General features: G+C 62.6%; 19 protein-coding genes. 10 read left to right on the top strand and 9 right to left on the bottom strand.

Going from position 1 to position 18,145, the window contains the following annotated elements; translation table 11 throughout:
• Positions 1–159: 159 nt before the first annotated feature.
• The 7 genes from BH93_RS19970 to BH93_RS20000 are packed head-to-tail and all read left to right on the top strand — an operon-like array spanning position 160 to position 6,256.
• The gene (locus tag BH93_RS19970) at positions 160–1,203 is read left to right on the top strand and encodes a phosphotransferase family protein (RefSeq protein ID WP_037176131.1); all 1,044 of its coding nucleotides are present in this window, start codon (positions 160–162) and stop codon (positions 1,201–1,203) included.
• A 41-nt stretch (positions 1,204–1,244) separates the two neighbouring features.
• Complete coding sequence (locus BH93_RS19975) at positions 1,245–1,763, top strand: DoxX family protein (RefSeq protein WP_037176130.1); 519 nt, start codon at positions 1,245–1,247, stop codon at positions 1,761–1,763.
• A 3-nt stretch (positions 1,764–1,766) separates the two neighbouring features.
• On the top strand, positions 1,767–2,426 hold the full coding sequence (locus BH93_RS19980) for a TetR/AcrR family transcriptional regulator (protein WP_037176128.1): 660 nt from the start codon (positions 1,767–1,769) through the stop codon (positions 2,424–2,426).
• 35 nt (positions 2,427–2,461) lie between these two features.
• The gene (locus BH93_RS19985) at positions 2,462–3,766 is read left to right on the top strand and encodes an acyl-CoA dehydrogenase family protein (RefSeq protein ID WP_037176126.1); all 1,305 of its coding nucleotides are present in this window, start codon (positions 2,462–2,464) and stop codon (positions 3,764–3,766) included.
• The gene (locus BH93_RS19990) at positions 3,763–4,506 is read left to right on the top strand and encodes an SDR family NAD(P)-dependent oxidoreductase (RefSeq protein WP_037176124.1); all 744 of its coding nucleotides are present in this window, start codon (positions 3,763–3,765) and stop codon (positions 4,504–4,506) included. The genes BH93_RS19985 and BH93_RS19990 overlap by 4 nt, the downstream gene beginning before the upstream one ends.
• 25 nt (positions 4,507–4,531) lie before the next feature.
• Positions 4,532–5,245, top strand: coding sequence for a tyrosine-protein phosphatase (locus BH93_RS19995; protein WP_037176120.1), 714 nt, complete (start codon positions 4,532–4,534; stop codon positions 5,243–5,245).
• Between the two features lie 36 nt (positions 5,246–5,281).
• Positions 5,282–6,256: an NADPH:quinone oxidoreductase family protein gene (locus BH93_RS20000; protein WP_037176116.1), complete on the top strand. Its 975-nt coding sequence runs from the start codon at positions 5,282–5,284 to the stop codon at positions 6,254–6,256.
• A 58-nt stretch (positions 6,257–6,314) separates the two neighbouring features.
• On the opposite strand, the gene BH93_RS20005 is transcribed toward BH93_RS20000, so the two are convergent.
• From BH93_RS20005 to BH93_RS20020, 4 genes are all read right to left on the bottom strand, one after another.
• Positions 6,315–7,094 carry an SDR family NAD(P)-dependent oxidoreductase gene (locus BH93_RS20005; RefSeq protein WP_037176114.1) on the bottom strand — a complete coding sequence of 260 codons (780 nt, stop codon included), beginning with the start codon at positions 7,092–7,094 and terminating at the stop codon, positions 6,315–6,317.
• Between the two features lie 98 nt (positions 7,095–7,192).
• The gene (locus BH93_RS20010; RefSeq protein ID WP_037176953.1) at positions 7,193–9,466 is read right to left on the bottom strand and encodes an acyl-CoA dehydrogenase family protein; all 2,274 of its coding nucleotides are present in this window, start codon (positions 9,464–9,466) and stop codon (positions 7,193–7,195) included.
• Between the two features lie 37 nt (positions 9,467–9,503).
• Entirely contained in the window at positions 9,504–10,289 is a 786-nt protein-coding gene (locus tag BH93_RS20015; protein ID WP_080739178.1) for an enoyl-CoA hydratase-related protein, read from the bottom strand.
• 3 nt (positions 10,290–10,292) lie between these two features.
• Positions 10,293–11,291, bottom strand: a complete 999-nt coding sequence (locus BH93_RS20020; protein WP_037176949.1) for an NAD(P)H-dependent flavin oxidoreductase — start codon at positions 11,289–11,291, stop codon at positions 10,293–10,295.
• A 257-nt stretch (positions 11,292–11,548) separates the two neighbouring features.
• Between BH93_RS20020 and BH93_RS20025 the strand changes: the two genes are divergently transcribed.
• Complete coding sequence (locus BH93_RS20025; protein WP_037176113.1) at positions 11,549–12,343, top strand: FadR/GntR family transcriptional regulator; 795 nt, start codon at positions 11,549–11,551, stop codon at positions 12,341–12,343.
• A 69-nt stretch (positions 12,344–12,412) separates the two neighbouring features.
• Here the strand turns inward: BH93_RS20025 and BH93_RS20030 are convergent, their stop codons facing one another.
• Complete coding sequence (locus BH93_RS20030; protein WP_052065572.1) at positions 12,413–13,261, bottom strand: mycofactocin-coupled SDR family oxidoreductase; 849 nt, start codon at positions 13,259–13,261, stop codon at positions 12,413–12,415.
• 152 nt (positions 13,262–13,413) lie between these two features.
• Entirely contained in the window at positions 13,414–13,812 is a 399-nt protein-coding gene (locus BH93_RS20035; protein WP_155291067.1) for a hypothetical protein, read from the bottom strand.
• Positions 13,813–13,989: 177 nt separating this feature from the next.
• On the opposite strand from BH93_RS20035, the gene BH93_RS20040 reads away from it, so the two are divergent.
• Both BH93_RS20040 and BH93_RS20045 read left to right on the top strand, forming a co-directional pair.
• Complete coding sequence (locus tag BH93_RS20040) at positions 13,990–15,156, top strand: sensor histidine kinase (RefSeq protein WP_052065570.1); 1,167 nt, start codon at positions 13,990–13,992, stop codon at positions 15,154–15,156.
• A complete protein-coding gene (locus tag BH93_RS20045; RefSeq protein ID WP_037176109.1) occupies positions 15,153–15,812 on the top strand; it encodes a response regulator in 660 nt (219 codons plus the stop codon). The genes BH93_RS20040 and BH93_RS20045 overlap by 4 nt, the downstream gene beginning before the upstream one ends.
• A 48-nt stretch (positions 15,813–15,860) precedes the next feature.
• Here BH93_RS20045 and BH93_RS20050 read toward each other — a convergent pair whose 3' ends face one another.
• The 3 genes from BH93_RS20050 to BH93_RS20060 all read right to left on the bottom strand — a co-directional run bounded on the left by BH93_RS20050 (position 15,861) and on the right by BH93_RS20060 (position 18,145).
• Positions 15,861–16,631 carry a hypothetical protein gene (locus BH93_RS20050; RefSeq protein WP_037176106.1) on the bottom strand — a complete coding sequence of 257 codons (771 nt, stop codon included), beginning with the start codon at positions 16,629–16,631 and terminating at the stop codon, positions 15,861–15,863.
• 109 nt (positions 16,632–16,740) lie between these two features.
• Positions 16,741–16,935, bottom strand: coding sequence for a ferredoxin (locus BH93_RS20055; RefSeq protein ID WP_080739176.1), 195 nt, complete (start codon positions 16,933–16,935; stop codon positions 16,741–16,743).
• A 19-nt stretch (positions 16,936–16,954) separates the two neighbouring features.
• Entirely contained in the window at positions 16,955–18,145 is a 1,191-nt protein-coding gene (locus tag BH93_RS20060; RefSeq protein WP_037176102.1) for an NAD(P)/FAD-dependent oxidoreductase, read from the bottom strand.

An 18,145-nucleotide genomic window follows, 5' to 3' on the forward strand; every position in this document is an offset into this window, starting at 1 on the left:
TCCAAATGCTTCTGTCGCAGTGAGTGAGTCGGCGCCTGCCGGTACCGGGTGATAGCGCTCGACCGCTGAGCGGAACAGCCCCTTGTTTGCGGTGATTCCACCGAGAATGCTGTTCTCAGAACGTTGTTCTCACTTCACTCCACCGAAGGGCTTCGATCGATGCCGCACGTCGACCACACCGATCTGCTCGAGGACCTCACCAGTCGGACGCGGCGAGCTGCACTGAACTGGCACGACGACGTCGAGGTCACCGACATCACATCTCTCACCGGGGGATCCTCGTCGCTGACCTTCGTTGCCCAGACGATGCGGCCGTCCGGTCCGGAACCCGTCGTCCTCAAGGTCGCACCGCCCGGCCTCGCCCCGGTCCGTAATCGCGACGTCCTACGGCAGGGTCGCGTCATGTCGGCCCTGCACGGCGTCGAGGGGGTTCGCACACCTGCCGTCTACTTCGAGCACGAAGGCACTCCGCCGGAATTCCCACCGTTCGTCGCGATGGAAATGGTCGCGGGCGAATGCGTCGAGCCGCTGCTCGATACCACGCGCCCTCGGGACACCGCCGGCCGCAAGCAGACGTTCGACCGGTACCTCGATGCCACCAGAATGCTGGCGAACCTACATAAGGTCGCGCCCGCATCGATCGGATTATCCGACGAACCGCAGGTGTCTCTCGCTCAGGAAATCGACCGGTGGACAAGGGCATTCGAGACAGTGCCGTCCGATCTGCAGGGCGACTTCGCCAGTTGTGCGCGCGCTCTCCACTCCACGATCCCAGCGGCGATTGCCCCCGTGGTCAATCACGGCGACTTCCGGCTCGGGAACACCCTCTGCGAGGGCGATCGGGTCACCGCCATCATCGACTGGGAGATCTGGTCCGTCGGCGATCCCCGAATCGATCTCACCTGGCTCATGTACTTCACCGATGAGGCCGGCCATCCTGCTGCACCTCCCGGAGAACCTGCGGGGACTCCGACGGTGGCCGAGGTGGTGCGGACCTACGAGCAGACGCGGGGCGAAACCGTCCCGGACATGCAGTGGTTCGAGGCCCTGACGAGGTACAAGGAAGCCGCTGCCACCGGCCTGCTCATCAAGCGTGCGCGGCGTGCCGGAACCATGACCGTAGAGGCCAACCCCTCATTCGTTCGCATGGAACCGAAGATGGCGTCACTGCTGTCCGATGCCCGGACACTCATCGGATGCTGACGCATCGAAACAGATCGTCTGCGAAAGGAGTACGAACCATCATGCTGTCGAACAAGTCGGACACCCGAAGCGGCCGCGACATCCTTGCCCCGTTGCTGTTGCGTTCACTGATCGGGGGCACGATGGTCGCTCACGGTCTCAAACACGGTCGCAGCATCGACGGAACGGCCGGGTGGTTCGGCTCCATCGGCTTCCGTAGACCGCGGTTGCAGGCGCAGGCCAGCGCCGCGGTCGAGACGGCGGCAGGAGCCGCACTCGTGGCGGGCGCGGCGACGCCCGTGGCCGCCGCCGCCGTCGTCGCGACCATGGCCGTGGCCGCGCGGTCGGTTCACGTCCAGAACGGCTTCTTCATCACGTCCGAAGGTTGGGAGTACGTCGCAAATCTCGCCACCGCGGCGACCGCCCTGGCCGCACTGGGGCCCGGTCGATTCAGTGTCGATCGCCTCCTCGGCTGGGACACGGCCTTTCGGGGAGACAAAGCCGTGGCCGGTGTCTTAGCCCTCGGTATCGCAGCTGCAGCAACACAACTCGCGGTGTTTCATCGTCGGGTGGAGGGCTGACTCGTGTCCTCTGCCACCGACCGCCCCTTACCGACCACGCCGGTCATCTCCGGCGGGAGTCGGCTGCGCCGCGTGGCAAAACCGGATCGACAGGCGTCGTACGACAACGAGGTTCGACAGCTCGTCCTCGCGACGCAACAGGTCATGCTCAGAATCGGACGCGCCGACCGACCGAGAGTCGCTGACATAGTCCGTGAGGCCGGGATGTCGAATCAGGCCTTCTACCGCCACTTTCGGAGCCGCGACGACGTCATAGTCGCGACGTACGAGCAGGGCCTGCTCGCCATTCATTCCTACCTGGAGCGCAAAGTGCTCGAGCAGGTCGGGCTGGAGGCTCGTATGCGCGCCTGGATCGACGGAGTTCTCGCGCAGATCGAAGATCCAGCACTGTCACAACTGAGCGCAACCATCATCTGGAATGTCGGACAGGTCGCACCGAACAACAGTGACATCGAGCCGGTAGGACATGCACGAATCTTGGATCTATTGACCGCCGTCATGACCGAAGGCCATGTGGCGCAGCCGTTTCGCACGGCGCAGTTGATCCACACCCTTGTCATGGGGACTACGGCCACCTACTTGAACAGCGGCGAGAGACCGACCCCCGAGGATCGCGAACACCTACTGGTGTTCTGTATGGCCGGCATGGCACTCCAGCACTGAACGACCGATTTTTCCGAACACGAAAAGGAATCGACATGTGGGAATTCTCAACCGATCCGGACTTCCAGCAAAAACTGGATTGGGTCGACAAATTCGTGACCGAGGAGTGCGAACCGCTGGATGTGCTGTTCCAGCATCTGGGCCAGCCGTACAACACCGAGAACAAGGCCGCACGCGCCATTCTGGCCCCACTGCGTGAACGAGTGAAGGAACAGGGTCTGTGGGCGTGCCACCTCGGTCCCGAGCTCGGCGGACAGGGCTACGGCCAGCTAAAACTCGGACTACTCAACGAGATTCTCGGTCGGTCGATGTGGGCTCCGACTGTATTCGGAACGGCAGCACCCGATACCGGAAACGCCGAGATTCTCGCTATGTTCGGTACCGAGGAGCAGAAGTCACGGTATCTTCAACCCCTCCTCGACGGTGACATCGTCTCGTCGTTCTCGATGACCGAGCCCCAGGCCGGGTCAGACCCGAAGGAGTTCGTCTGCTCGGCCCGTCTGGACGGTGACGAATGGGTGATCAGCGGCGACAAATGGTTCTCTTCCAATGCCCGCTACGCGGCGTTCCTCATCGTCATGGCCGTCACCGATCCCGAGGCGTCGCCTTACCGTCGCATGTCGATGTTCGTCGTACCGTGCGAGACTCCCGGCATCGAGATCATCCGCAACGTCACGGTGATGGGCGATCGCGAGGAACTCGACGAGGGAACTCACGCCTACATTCGGTACAACGATGTCCGGGTACCGTCCGATGCGATTCTCGGTGGCCCGGGGCAAGGCTTCGAGGTTGCCCAGGCGCGCCTCGGCGGCGGCCGTGTGCATCACGCCATGCGTACCGTCGGGAAATGTCAAAGAGCACTGGACATGATGGCCGAGCGCGCCCTTTCCCGTCGTACCCAGGGCGAAGCGCTGGCCAAGAAGCAGCTGGTTCAGCAGTTCATCGCGGATTCGGCCATCGAGCTCGAGCAGTACCGACTGCTGGTGCTCAAGACAGCGTGGATCATCGACAACAAGCCACACGGGTCCGCGCGTACCCACATTGCGATGTGCAAGGTCGCAATGGCGAAGGTGTACCACGACATCATCTACCGGGCTATTCAGATTCACGGCTCGCTCGGTGTCACAACCGAAACCCCGCTGCACATCTGGTGGACCGGCGTCGTCTCCCTCGGCCTCGCCGACGGACCGACCGAGGTCCACAAGGTCGCCGTGGCCCGCGGAGTTCTCGCGAACTACGAAGCAGCAGACGGCTTGTTCCCGTCCAATCACATTCCGACCCGCTTGGCTGCCGCGCAGACCAAGCATGCCGATGTTCTCGAGGAGTACGTGATCTCATGACCGACCACTTTTCACTCGATGGAAAAGTTGCCCTCGTCACCGGTGGGAGCAGAGGACTCGGCCGAGAGATGGTGCTCGCATTCGCGGCCGCCGGTGCCGACGTCGTCATCACGAGCCGCAAACTCGACGCGTGCGAATCACTCGCGCGTGAGGTCGAGGCACTGGGCCGCAGAGCGCTGCCGGTCAGCTGCCACGTCGGCCATTGGGACGAGATCGAGTCGTTGGTCGAGCGTGCCTACGACAAGTTCGGCAAAGTCGACATCCTGGTCAACAACGCCGGAATGTCGCCGGTCGCACCATCTTCGGCCGAAACGAGCGAGGAACTGTTCGACAAGGTCATTGCCATCAACTTCAAGGGGCCGTTCCGATTGACTTCTCTGGTGGGTGAGCGCATGGCCGCAGGCGATGGTGGCTCGATCATCAACATCTCGTCCTCAGGGGCACTGTTCCCACAGCCGAGATTCGGACCGTACGCAGGGGCCAAAGCTGCGCTCAACACCTTGACCGGTGTCTTCGCACGCGAGTACGGCCCCAAGGTTCGAGTCAACACACTCTCCGCAGGACCTTTCCTCACCGACATCTCCAAGCACTGGGACGAAGAGAAGCGGCACACCACTCGCAGCGCGGCCGGCCGACCCGGACAGCCCGAGGAGATCATCACCACTGCGCTCTACCTCGCCAGCTCGGCGTCGAGTTACACGACATCGTCGCTCATTCGCGTCGACGGCGGACTGTACTGAGTGCGGATGGACTGGAGATAAAGCAGTGAAAACCACTGCCGGACCGGTCAATCTACGGGATCTCGGAGGTCTACCTGTATTGGGCGGCGGCACTTCTCATCCGCGAGTACTCTACCGGGGCGACGCGCTCTATCCCGGCGACTCGACCCCTCAGCAGGTGGACACCTGGCCACCTGCCGTCGTGATCGATCTTCGTTCGGATGAGGAGATCGATCGGGTTGGGTATCGATGGCCGCCAGGCCCGGTCGTCCACCGACACTCCTTGTTCGACGCGGCCGCTCCGGAGCGTGAAATTCCGAATACGTTGCAGGAGATCTATTCCGCCATGGTTCGCGATCGCGGACGTCGAATCGCCGAGACGGTCGCCTTGGCCGCGCACGCCGATGGACCGGTGCTCGTGCACTGCGCTGTCGGCAAAGATCGGACCGGGGTCGTCGTCGCAGTGCTGTTGTTGGCTGCCGGGGTCGAACCGTGGGCCGTCACGGGCGACTATCTGGCGACTCAGCGCAACCTGCCTTTGCTGCGAGAACGCCTGAGGTCGAAGGCCGACCCGAACATCGAACGTGCGCAGACGCGATCCCCGGTGGCGCGGGGTCTGTTCACCGTCTCGCCCGACGCAATCTCTGAGGTCGTGGACATCGTCACGTCCTGGCCGGGCGGCCCGACGGGTTGGCTGACCGATCACGGTGCATCCCGGGCCGACATCGATCTTTGGCGTCGACGCTTTACAGCACAATGACATTCGTAGTTTCACGGAATGAGGAGAGCGAACGATATGCGCGCAGCACGATGTGAAACACATGGGGATCCGGACAAAATAGTCATCCGCGAACTTCCCGATCCGGTCGCCGCACCCGGGCACGTCGTCGTCGCGATCGAAGCAGCAGCGGTCAATTATCCGGATGTGCTGATCGCCGCCGACAAATACCAGGTGAGCTTTCCTTTACCCTTCACCGCTGGAAGCGAATTCGCAGGCAGGGTCGCCGAAGTCGGGGCCGGTGTCACGGGGCTCTCGGTCGGTGATCCGGTCATGGGATCGGCCATGGGCGGCGCATTCGCCGAGCGCATCGCCGTTCTCCCCGAATCACTCACTCCGGTTCCGCAGGGGCTGGACATGATCCATGCGTCGGCATTCAATGTCACCTACCGAACCGCGTATCACTCGCTGCGAACCTTCGGAGCGGTGCAGCCAGGCGACTGGGTTGTTGTGCTCGGCAGCGCGGGCGGAGTGGGGACGGCATGTGTCGATATTGCTACGAGGTTGGGCGCACGCGTGATTGCGGCAGCGTCGACCACCGAGCGAGCAGAACTATGCCGGCAATTGGGCGCAGTGGAGACCGTAGGTTACGACCACGAGGACCTCAAGGTCAGAATCAAGGAGATCACCGGTGGCGGTGCCGACGTCGTGGTCGACCCGGTCGGTGGGCCGTACGCTGAACAATCGATTCGCGCTCTGACCTGGGGTGGACGATACGTTTGTGTCGGGTTCGCGCAGGGCGAGATTCCCAAGATCGCGCTCAATCTCGTATTGCTCAAGGGTGTAATCCTGCGCGGCTTCGAGATACGCACCCTCGCGGCGCACGCGCCCGATGCCGCGAAGGAAGCGGCTGCCGAGCTGACCAGACTTGTCGCGGAGGGAATGAAACCGTATGTCTCCAAGACTTATTCGTTGGAGGATGTTCCGAGCGCGCTGACCGAGGTCGCTGAGCGCCGAGCCAGCGGAAAGATCGTCATCGACATGAGGTTGTAGCCACCGAATCGAGTTCGGGCCCTACCGAAGGACGGAGGGCCCGAACTCGTGACCGGATCTAGCCACCCTTCTTGGTGAACCGCAGCGCACCGTCCAGCCGAATCACTTCCCCGTTCAAATAGGGGTTCTCGCAGATCTGCTGCGCCAGAATCGCATACTCGTCCGGGTCACCCATCCTGGAAGGGAACGGCACCGACGGGCCCCATTGCGCCTGTAGATCTTCCGGTGCCACATCACCGTATGCACCGGTGAGGAATACGCCGGGGGCGATGGTCATGACCCTGATTCCCAGCGGCCCCAGATCACGTGCCGCCGGCAGCGTCATCCCCACGATTCCGGCTTTTGCCGCAGCGTAGGCAGATTGGCCGATACTGCCGTCGAACGCAGCGATCGACGCCGTATTGATGATAACGCCCCGCTCACCGCCGTCGAGTGGATCGTTCCTGGCGATGGCCGCCGCCGCCAATCGAGTCACGTTGAACGTGGCATTCAGGAAGACATCGACGACGCGCTTGAATTTTTCGAAGCTGTGAGGGGCACCGTCGCGATGAACAACCCGACCGTCTCCCCCGCCGCCGCCGTGCGCGACCACGGCGATACGAATCGGTCCGAGAGCCTCGGCTCGGGAGATCGCCTCGAGAATGCTCTCCTCGGACGTGACGTCGGTCTTCGCGTAGATGGCACCGTTGCCGATCTCGGCTGCCGAGGCGGCGCCCTTCTCCTCGTCGAGATCCAGCACCGCGACGGTGGCTCCGGCCTTCGCCAATCTGCGAGCGGTTGCCCCGCCGAACCCTCCACCGCCGCCTACTATCAATGCGACGCTGCCTTCGATGATCATGGGTGAACTCCTTCGTTCATCGGTACAACACGGACTACGACACTGCACTCGAAAGATCTCGAAAACGACACGCCTCGACGATCGATACGATCGACCGATCAGGACAGTCGGTCGAGCACGGATCCCACCGCTCGGTCCCGCAGCACCTCTGGTCTGCCGAGCCACGCCTGGTTGGCGGTGGCCCTGCGCAACAAGAGATGAGCAGGATGCTCCCAAGTGAATCCGATACCGCCGTGCACTTGGATGCAGGCTTCTGTCACCGCCACACCGGCGGTGCACGCCGACGCCGCGGCGAGGTCCGCAGCAACGTCGACGTCAGGGTCATCGTCCGAGAGGTCTGCACTCGAGAGCACTTGATTGCGGGCACCTTCGGCAGCGACCAGCATGTCTGCGCACCGATGCGATACGGCCTGGAACGACCCGATGAGCCGTCCGAACTGCTCGCGCTGTCCTGCCCACTCCACCGCCATTGAGAGTGCCCGATTGGCAACGCCGACAGAGTCCGCCGCCACGGCACCCAGCGCTCGGACCCGGGCACGGTCCAAGGCGACCTCGACGTCCGGTCCACGCGCTACGACGACGCATCGTGCGTTGTCGAATTTCACGGTGCCGACCGTTGCCGTGATGTCGATCGATTCCTGGTCGGATCTTTCGACGTTCTCGGGTTCGATCACCACAAGTACCTGCTCGTCGGTATCGAAATCGATTGCGAGAGCGGTAAGTACCTCCGCTACCGGTGCGCCCGCCACGCGTTCGACCACACCGGAGAGACGATTGTCCCGTAGCTGAGGCAGGCCTGAATCCGTGACCCACCCCCCGTCGTCGACAGAGACCACGAAGGCTGCAGTGCTGCCGCTGACGACACGCCGTGCGGCGTCGTCCGCGCCTGCCGCGAGTAGTACTTCGAGCGCTATGACCGTCGGCACGAGCGGAACCGGAGCCAGCAGGTACGCCGCTTCCTCGATGGCCGCCAACAGCAATCGAACAGGTGCGCCGCCTCCGCCGAGCGAGTCGGGAGCTGCGAGTCCTGGAAGTCCGAACTGAACCAGTTCGTCCCACAGGGCTGTGCACATCGACGCCGGTTCACCCGCACGCGCCAGGAGCGAAGCGGTATCGACATGACCTGCAATCGCGGAGCGCAAGATCTGGCGCAATGCGGCTTCGTCCTCGTCGGGTGCTGCCAGGGGCCGCCCGGGTGTCACTGCAGCCGCTCGACGCCCTTCGCCCCGATGAGATGGCAGACCCAGAACCGATTCGGCGATGGTGTTACGTTGAATCTCCGAGGTTCCTGCGCCGATGGTCGTTGCCCGGGACATCAGGTATCCGTAACTCCACCTGCCCTTTTCGACCGCACCGTTGCTACGAGTCCCCAGCACAGATCCTGATCCGGTGAGCCGGAGAGCCAACGTGTGCATTCTCTGCTCGAACTCCGATTTCACGAGTCGGTTGATAGAAGCCACGGCACCTGGATCTTCCTTGCGAAGCACCGCGTCGAGCGCGCGGGCACTGTTGGTGGCAATCGTGCGGACGCCGGTTTCGATGGCAGCGAGCTCCTGCCTGACCAACGCGTCGCGCGCATATCCCTGTTCGATTGCCAGACGGAACACTTTGTCGACGGTTGCGCGGTAACGGAATTCGTCGGCGAGAAAAGCCGTCGCCCGTTCGTGGCCGAGGGAGGTTCGCATGATCGACCAGCCCTCCCCTTCCTCCCCGATACGCTGCGCCACCGGCACTTCCACATCGTCGAAGAACACTTCGGCGAAGTGGTGACCGCCTGCTGCCTCACGGAGGGGACGGACTTCGACACCAGGGGACCTCATCGAGATGAGCAGATAGGAAATACCCGCCGTGCCACGGCCGGGAGGGCCGGTCCGCACCAACGCGAAAATCCAGTCTGCTCTGTCGGCCATGGTCGTCCAGATCTTTTGCCCGGTCACCCGATACACGTCACCGTCCCGAACGGCACGAGTGGACAGTGAGGCCAGATCGCTGCCCGCGCCCGGTTCCGAGAAGCCCTGACACCAGAACTCGTCGGCACGAAGCAAAGGCTCGAGGTAGCGCTTCTTCTGCTCGGCCGTGCCGTGCACAATCAGTGTCGGAGCGACGATGAACGATAGGGCACACGGATGTTTGGGGGCACCTGCGGCCGTCATCATTCGGTAGTAGTCGAGTTGGTCCTCGAGTTCGAGTTCCATCCCGCCGACGGCCGCGGGCCACCCCGGAGCCGCCAGAGCGGCGTCCACGAGTTCGGACTGCCACGCCACGGCGGCATCGAATCGTTCACGTGACGTTACCGGCCGTGGCCGCGCGCGGTAGTCGTCCAAGGAGACAGCGAGCCGTTCCCGCCAATCATCGGTATTCGTCGAGGACATCGATTCCACCGGACCACCTTTCTGCAGCATCTGCTGATCAGTCCGTCTGCGCCGCGCGCTGGCGCCCGAAACGAGCGCCGACATCTGCATTGTCACGACGAAAAGTCGCTCCGGCCTCGGCTTCCAGACCCAGTGCGTGAGTAACCGACGTCCCTGCACCGTCCTTCAACAACCGCAGCATGCGTTGCACGGCTCCGGGATGCCCCTGGGCGATCGCATGGGCAACATCCATGGTTCTGGTCATGAGCCGATCGTGTGGAACCACTTCGTTGGCCAGCCCGATGCGCTCGGCGGTAGCTGCGTCGACGGGTTGACCGCCGAGGATGATCTGAATGGCGGCGGGTAACCCGACAGCGCGCGGGAGCAACGCACTTCCTCCCCAGCCGTTGAGCAAACCGATCTGCGCATGGGTATCGACGAACTTGGCGCGTTCGGAGGCGATGATGAACGAACAATTCACCGCGAACTCGAATCCGCCTGTATAGCAAGGCCCGTTCACCGCGGCGATGATCGGCTTGGACATCGCCCTCAGCACCTGCGTCGGCGTGGTTCCCTCCGTTCGGGGTGGCGGCCCCGCGAGCGCCTCCGGCAGATCCACGCCGGACGAGAACGATGACCCGGCACCGGTGATCACGACGACCCGGACCTCGTCGTCGGCATCGGCTCGCCACAGTTGCTTCTTGATGGCCTTGCGCATCGCCCGATTGATGGCATTTCTGCGGTCGGGACGGTTCAGGGTGAAAATCTCAACCTGCCCGTCTCTGGTTACCAGCAACGGCACTTCTTCGTCGGTCACCGATGCGCTGACGTCGTCGACAGTCATGTCCTACCCACGCCCTGCCGCGGCTACCGGATCGACGACAACGGTGCGGGTCAAGCCCAGCAACAATTGCTCCGCGTCGGCCGAGATCTTTTGCACCAGTTCACCGGCCGGAGGGATGTCGTGAATCAATCCCTGCACGAGACCGACGGTCCAGACGCCCAACTCCGGGTCCCCGTTCTGGAAGACGGTGCGTCCTCGTACTCCGGCCACCAGGTCCTTGATGTCTTTGAACCGTCCGCCCTTGTTCAGTATCTCGATCACTTCGTCACTGACGGTGTTCTTCGATACACGCATCGAATTTCGTAGTTGCCGCATAATCAGCCGCGTATCCCGTTCGCTTGCATCCACGATGAGGTTCTTGATGTTGTCGTGAATGGGGCTTTCCTCGGTGCACATGAATCGGGTGCCCATGTTGATGCCGTCGGCGCCGAGAGCCAACGCCGCAGCGAGACCGCGGCCGTCCGCGAATCCCCCGGAGGCAACGAACGGGATCGACAGCGCATCCGCGGCCGCCGGAATCAGGACCAAGCCTGGCACGTCGTCTTCACCCGGATGACCCGCGCACTCGAAGCCGTCGATGCTGACCGCATCCACGCCGACCTTCTCTGCTTTGAGGGCGTGCCACACACTGGTGCACTTGTGAATCACCTTCAGACCGTGTTCCTTGAAGTGCTCGACATGCACGGTGGGGTCCGACCCGGCCGTCTCCACGATCTTCACGCCGGAATCGATAATTACTCGGCGGAATTCGGCGAAGGGTGGTGGGTTGATCGAGAGCGTCAGCGTCAAGTTCACTGCGAACGGCTTGTCGGTGAGCGCCTGACACCGCCTGATCTCCTCCGCCAGATCGGCGGGCGTGGGCTGAGTGAGTGCAGTGATAATTCCGAGTCCACCACCGTTGGAAACAGCTGCGGCCAACTCGGCGCGGCCGACGAACATCATTCCACCCTGGACAATGGGGTGCTCGACACCGAATGTCTCTGTGAATCGCGTTTTCAGCATGAGTACTCCTCGGGCGGCCACAACCATCCTGCGGACCCGTTGTATGAGGGAAGTCGAGCCTGACGCTCGATCTACTTAGCTAACATAGTTGTCTATGTTGAGCTTGGCAAGAACGCAGCCGAAGGAAGATGCGTCCGCGAGATTGGCCGCCGAAGCCCAGACGCACAGGTGAACTCGGCAGTACAGGAACATATGCAGGTCGGTCGGATGCTTTACTAGGTATTCGAGGTAACCCGACAGGAAAGGTAGGTAGGCCAGTGACAGACGTATCGGCGGCCCCGGTTTTCAACCTACTCAGTCCCACGGGCAGGCCGGTCCGGACGCCGAAGACCGCGGAATTGGTGGCTGCGAAGCTACGGCGCATGATCGTCGACGGGCAGCTCGTCGACGGGGATCACTTGCCTCACGAAGCCGAGCTCATGGAGCATTTCTCCGTCAGTCGTCCCACTCTGCGTGAAGCTGTGAGGATTCTGGAAGCAGAACGCCTCGTAGAGGTTCGCCGCGGCTCACGTACCGGAGCCAGGGTATGTGTGCCGGGACCCGAGGTGGTGGCGCGGCCCGCATCTCTACTTCTCGAACTGTCCGGTGCAACGGTTGGCGACGTGCTCGTCGCGCGCGAGTCATTGGAACCTGCGGCGGCCGGGATTCTCGCAACAGAGGGGACCGAAGCCGCATTCGACGAGCTCGAAAGGTTCGTCGACGAGGACATCCCTGCCGCGCTTGCCGCCGATGAATTCGGCAGTGCCGCTGCTCGTTTCCATTTGAGGATGGTTCAGCTTTCCGGCAACGCAACGTTAGCTCTCATGGCGGGGATGCTGCACGAGATATTCGATAGGCACACCACAACGGTGACGCGCGAATCGACCCGCACCGATGTGGCGGCAGCTCAAGCGAATTACAAGCTCTTCGTTCGATCGCAGCGCCGCTTGATCAAGCTGCTACGCGCTCGTGACAGCGACGGTGCCACAGCCCATTGGAAGAAGCACATGGTGGTCGCGCGGTCGATGCTGGAAGGGCATCTGGACGTCAAGGTGCGGGACATTCTCGACTGAGCCCCCTTTCCGGCCGCGCCGCCCGCCTTCGGTCGAGTCGACGGCGGGCGCTCCCTTGCTCACGCCGCGCTAACGATTCGTCCGGCCCAGATCAACCGGGAGCTGCACCCCGGTGACGTGTCGGGCCTCGTTCGATGCGATCCACGCGACGGCTGCGGCGATGTCCTCGGACTCGCTCATCTGGTCCGGGAGACTTCCCATGTACAGCAAGCCCAGTTCCGAGCGAAGCGCCATGGCTTCGTGAAGTTCAGGAACGGTCAGCCCGGTCCGAACTCCGTGCGGGTGCACGGAGTTGACACGAATGCGGTGAATGGCCAACTCGTTTGCCAGCGTCTTGGCCAATCCCGTCACCCCGTGTTTGGCAGCAACATAATCGGCCAGGAACGGTAGTCCCTTGAGCCCGGCAACCGAACTCGTGAAGACGATCGCGCCACCGGCCCCCTGTTCGATCATGATCGGCACCGCTGCCTTCGCGGTATAGAACGCCCCGTGAAGGTTGTTGTCGATCGTCGCATGCCAGTGCTCCAGATCGATCTCCCATGTCAACGCAGCTGTAGTCATTCCCGCGTTGGCAACGACAACATCGAGCCGTCCCAGCTCGTTCACACCGTTTTCGAGAGCTGCCTTCAATCCGTGAAAGTCCTTGGTGTCCGTTGTGCTGGTGACGATTCGGCGACCCAACGCGCGGACCAACCGCGCAGTCTCGTCCAGGTCTTCCACCGTTGCGCCCGGATATCCCGCCGTCGGGAGATCGGCACAGATGTCCAGCGCGATGATGTCTGCACCCTCGGCCGCGAAGCGGACGACCTCGGCGCGCCCCTGGCCACGCGCCGCACCGGTGACGAATACGACTTTGCCCTCGTATCGATGGCCGTTCGGTGCGTCAGGGATGGGCTCTTCGGGGATTTCCTTGGTCATAAAGACTCCTTCGTGGACCGATGTACGTTTCGACACGGATGTGCTGCCGGGTTCCTTGGCGCATTCGGCGCACAGATTGAACCTGGTTTACCCAGTCAATCATGTCCGATCACGACGTGTCAGCGGTTCGAGAACCGAATGCGACGGCCGGCTCAACTCAGCAGCCTGCGTGCCTGCTCGCCGGTCTCGCGCGCGAGATCGTAGCGGGCGGCGATGTCGCGGCCGGTCTTCCTCGCTCGCTTTTTCGTCAGCGGAACCCGAAACCGTACTACGAAAGAACGCTCCTCCATCTCTCGGATGTCGTCGAGGGTTCTTTCGCACCGCCGCTGGAGTTCCACGACGATCGATCGATTCTTGATGCGGCGATCGCGTCGCAGATGGAGCACCACAGCAGCGGCCTCGGGCCGCCCGCCCGTCGACTTCTCGACATGCCAACCGAAATCGCTGTAGAGCCGACGGTAGAGCGGTTCCACCGCCCGATCGACGACGACGAGGGTCATGAATTCATCTGCTGTGCAACCTGATCGATCGGGCAAAGCTGTGTCGCTCATGACTGGACTCGCTTTCTGGGTCGACGACTCCGGTGTGTCGAACACCCCTCGATCGTGGCCGAAAACAGCGCTTCGCACATCGTTCATCCGCACCGGATCGACGTACTGCGCTCGTAGTACGTCGATCTGCACTCGAAATGAGATGATCGAGAGGTGAGATCACCGTTCCGCTCCTCCATGAGCATGAACACTCCGATGTGGACCCAGGGCCCTCGGCTCCTCGAGAACACCCTGTTCGTGATCATGGGTCTGGCGCTGACCGTCGAGTTCGTTCGCCTGCTGGCCGACGACAACCCCGTCGGTGGCTGGGTGTCGCTCGTCGTTTCCGCCGCTGGCGTTGCCTCGATTCGAAAGTTACCGGCATTCGCTCTACTGGCCGTCTCCTCAGGTCCGATTGCCGGCGCAGGCCTCGGCTGGGATCCCATCACCACGTGGTCGGTCGCCTGTTTCGCTGCCCTGATCCTGGCGCTGCGCGGGCTTCCCGCCGTTCTCACCGGAGTCGTGGTTTCGGCCGCGGTTCTGACGGCTTCGGGCTTGGCCGGGGGATCGATTGTGCCGTCCGTCAACCCTGGAGCATCCATAGGTGCTTTCGCCGCCCTGGTGACCACAACGGCGGGTAGTTCGATTCGCGCACATCGGAAGTACTGGTTCGAACTGGAACACAGGACACAGGACGCCGTGATGACCCGAGCAGCGGCCGTCGACCGAGCGATCGCCGAGGAGCGCGTGAGCATTGCGCGCGACCTGCACGACAGCGTCGGCCACCACATCGCGGTTGTCAGTATGCATTTGGGGGCGGCCGAGGTGCACCTCCCCGCAGGTGCCGAGGCGGCCCGAACCGATCTGGAGTCGGCGCGGAGTGGGATTCAAGAAGTGCTGCGAGAGACCCAGCAAATTCTGAAAGTGTTGAGGGTCGATGGCCATTCCGATCCAGGGGCCCCGACTGCGAATCATCACCGCATAGCCGAATTGGTCGACACCTTTTCTGCGGCCGGCATGGAGATCGAGGCATCGTTACCCGGGCTTGATCTCGAGATGCCACCGAGTACCAGTGCGGCAGCATTCAGAATTGTGCAAGAAGCGTTGACCAACGCCAATCGCCATGGAGCCGGCGCAGTGTCGTTGACACTCACCGTTTCCCGCAGAGGAGAGGTCGTCATCGAGATCGTGAACGTCCGTAGCAAGAATCGGAAGACCAGCATCAGCACCGACGGGGGTGGACGGGGTCTGATCGGCATGAAGGAACGCGCCACGTCCATCGGCGGCACCCTGGACGCCGCCGCGGAGGGTGAACTTTTCTGGGTGAAAGCGCGACTCCCACTCGAGGATGGTCCGGCACGATGATCACTGTGATGCTCGTCGACGACCAGGAAATGATTCGAATGGGACTGCGCACCATCATCGAATCGCACGACGAGTTGACCGTGGTGGCCGAAGCCCCCGACGGTTACGCGGCGTTGTCGACGCTCGACACCACCGAGGTCGACGTCGTCTTGATGGATATTCGGATGCCGGGAATAGACGGTGTCGAAACGACCAAACGAATTCGCGCGACGCGAACTCCCGCCGAGCTTCGGATACTGGTGCTCACCACTTTCGACCAGGATGAGAACGTGCTGGCGGCCCTGCGCGCGGGTGCCGACGGTTTCCTGAGCAAAGGAGCCGGACCAGCCGAGCTCACCGACGGAATCCTTCGAGTTGCTCTCGGCGAGCGGGCGCTGTCCGCCAATGCGGTGCACGCACTTGTCGACCACGTCAAAGACGGTATGAACCGGCCTGCAGATCCGGCGGTGGCCGCGCTGTTCACGGCCCTGACGCCGAGGGAGCTCGAAGTCGTCGAGGCAATCGTTCGCGGGTCGAGCAATGCCGAGATTGCCGGGCAACTGTTCCTGTCGCCGTACACCGTCAAAACCCATGCGAATCGAGCGATGATGAAAGTAGGGGCTCACGATCGCGCACAACTGGTTTCGCTTGCCGTCCAGGCAGGCATGTCGCCGTGACTCGAGTTCCGCCTCGTACGTTGTGCCCCGTGTCGGCAAATCGCAGCCTCACAACGCCGTAGTGGCGCGCCTGGTGTAGACGCGAACTCCGAGTGCCACAGCGATCAGACCGAACACGATGCCCGCAAGGGCGTTGTACTTCGTCGTGTCACCCTCGTAGGTGAACGAGAGCAAGGCCGTCTGCGTCATCACCAGTAGCGCACAGCATCCTGCCAAATTGACGAGCTTCAGAGACTCCATCACCGGCTCGTTGTTCTTTCGAGCAGAATGCGCACCCATCACCGAACCGATGAGCTCCACGAATGCAACGGTCGCGATAGCGATGGCAACCCATTTGTCGTACTGCTGTGTCGGTGACGACGAGAAGAAGTTGTACATACTGGTGGCCACGAAGATTGCCGACAACGCTATGACAATCGCACCGATTCGACGGAACGTGCGCCTGAGCGCATCGGATGCCACGGTGTCGGAATCTGCACAATCCACACCGACGATGTCAGCGTTCGCGTCCTCTGCGGCAAAGGCTCCCGTTCGGTCGTGGTGACGGACCGCAAGAATCTTCGAGGATGCGATACCGACGCTGAAGGCACCGTAGACGAGTAACACGAAGGACGTCGCCTGCACGGCCAGCAAAATCTTCCACGACGCCATGGTGACATCGACCGGAACCGAGAGCCGAGCAAAGTACACGCTTCGCTCGAGACGGCCACCGCGGAGAGTACCGACGGACAATCTGCGCAGGTGGCTACCACCTCGGGTGCGCAGAGTGCGTCGACCGTCGTTCTCGGTGGTCGAGCGCCGCCCGAAGCCAGATCTCACGGTGCTTATCGTTCTCTCTCGTCGCTGTCTCGTGCTTCGACAGACGATGATGCCAGGCCCCACTCGCCCCGACGAGGCGGACACCGTGTGATCGATGTCCGCCGATCACTCATTCCTCGATCTGAATGGCCAAGGCTGGGCAGACTGCTGCTGCCTGTCGAACGTCCTCGGCGAGCTCTGCCGACGGGAACTCCTCGAGCAGAACAACTATTCCGTCTTCGTCCCGCTGGTCGAAAACCTCCATCGATGCCGCGACGCACTGCCCCGCTGCCACACACTTGTCCTGATCGACAACAACCTTCATGAGAACTCCTTCATTGCGGTCACCGGCTCGGGCTGAGATCGGTGAGGGCGTCGACGATTTCCTGTCGACGCATCCGGGACTGTTTGGGCATGTTCCACCCGAGGATTCCGGTCACCACACCGTTGCTCCGGTATCGAGCAACGAAACGACGGCCGGCGACGTCGCCTTCCACTATGTCCACGTCGGCGTCCTTTGGGAGCAATCCATGTACCTGCAATTTGGCGTCGAACTGGTCGGTCCAGAAATAGGGAATCGGGGCGTAGGGAGCGGAGTCGCCGGTGATCACACCGGCGACGGCCGCGGCCTGTTCGGTGACGTTGGTGCGATTCTCCAACCGCATCAGTGCGCCCGTGTGCTCGTGGTACCAACGTGCGACGTCGCCGACCGCATAGATTCCCTCGGCTGCCCGGCAGTGCGAATCGCAGACCACGCCATTGTCGAGTTCGAGTCCGCTGCCTTCGAGCCATTGAGTACACGGCACCGCGCCGATCGCGACGACCACGACGTCTGCGGGCAGAGTGTCACCGCTCGCGAGTTCGACGCCGGACACTCGACCGTCGGTGCCCGTCAACCCGGCCACGCCGGTTCCGAGACGTAGGTGCACCCCGTTCTCGAGGTGAAGATCGCGAAGTAGACCCGACACGAGTGGACCTACCTGCCCGGCCATGGGTGCCGCCAACGGACCGGCAATGGTGACGTCCACCCCGAGACTCCTTGCTGTGGCTGCGATCTCGGAGCCCAGGACACCCTCTCCGACAACGACGAGCCTGGCACCAACGGTCAGATCTGCGCGCAGCCGGACGGAATCCTCGAGAGTGCGCAGTACATGCACGCCGGCGAGATCCGGCTGATCGGGAAGCGTTCGCGGACGAACGCCCGTAGCAATCACCAGGGCGTCGGCGCTGAAGGTGCGTCCGCTCGCCGTGTGCACAGCGTGCGCCGAGACATCCAGGCTCGTCGCCGTTTCTCCGAGTTCGAATCGAACGTCGAGGCCGGCCAGAAGCTCTTCGGTTCTCAACGCGGCACGTTCGGGCTGCCACGCGCCCGCCAGCACCTGTTTCGAGAGCGGTGGACGGTCGTACGGCGCATGCATTTCGTCACCGAGAACGGTGATCTCCCCCGTGAACTTCTTACGGCGCAACGCCTCGACAGTGGTCAATCCTGCTGCAGACCCACCGATCACTACAACGCTGTTCGCACTGCTGACCAT

It is taken from the genome of Rhodococcoides fascians A25f (genome assembly GCF_000760935.2).
Lineage (GTDB): Bacteria > Actinomycetota > Actinomycetes > Mycobacteriales > Mycobacteriaceae > Rhodococcoides.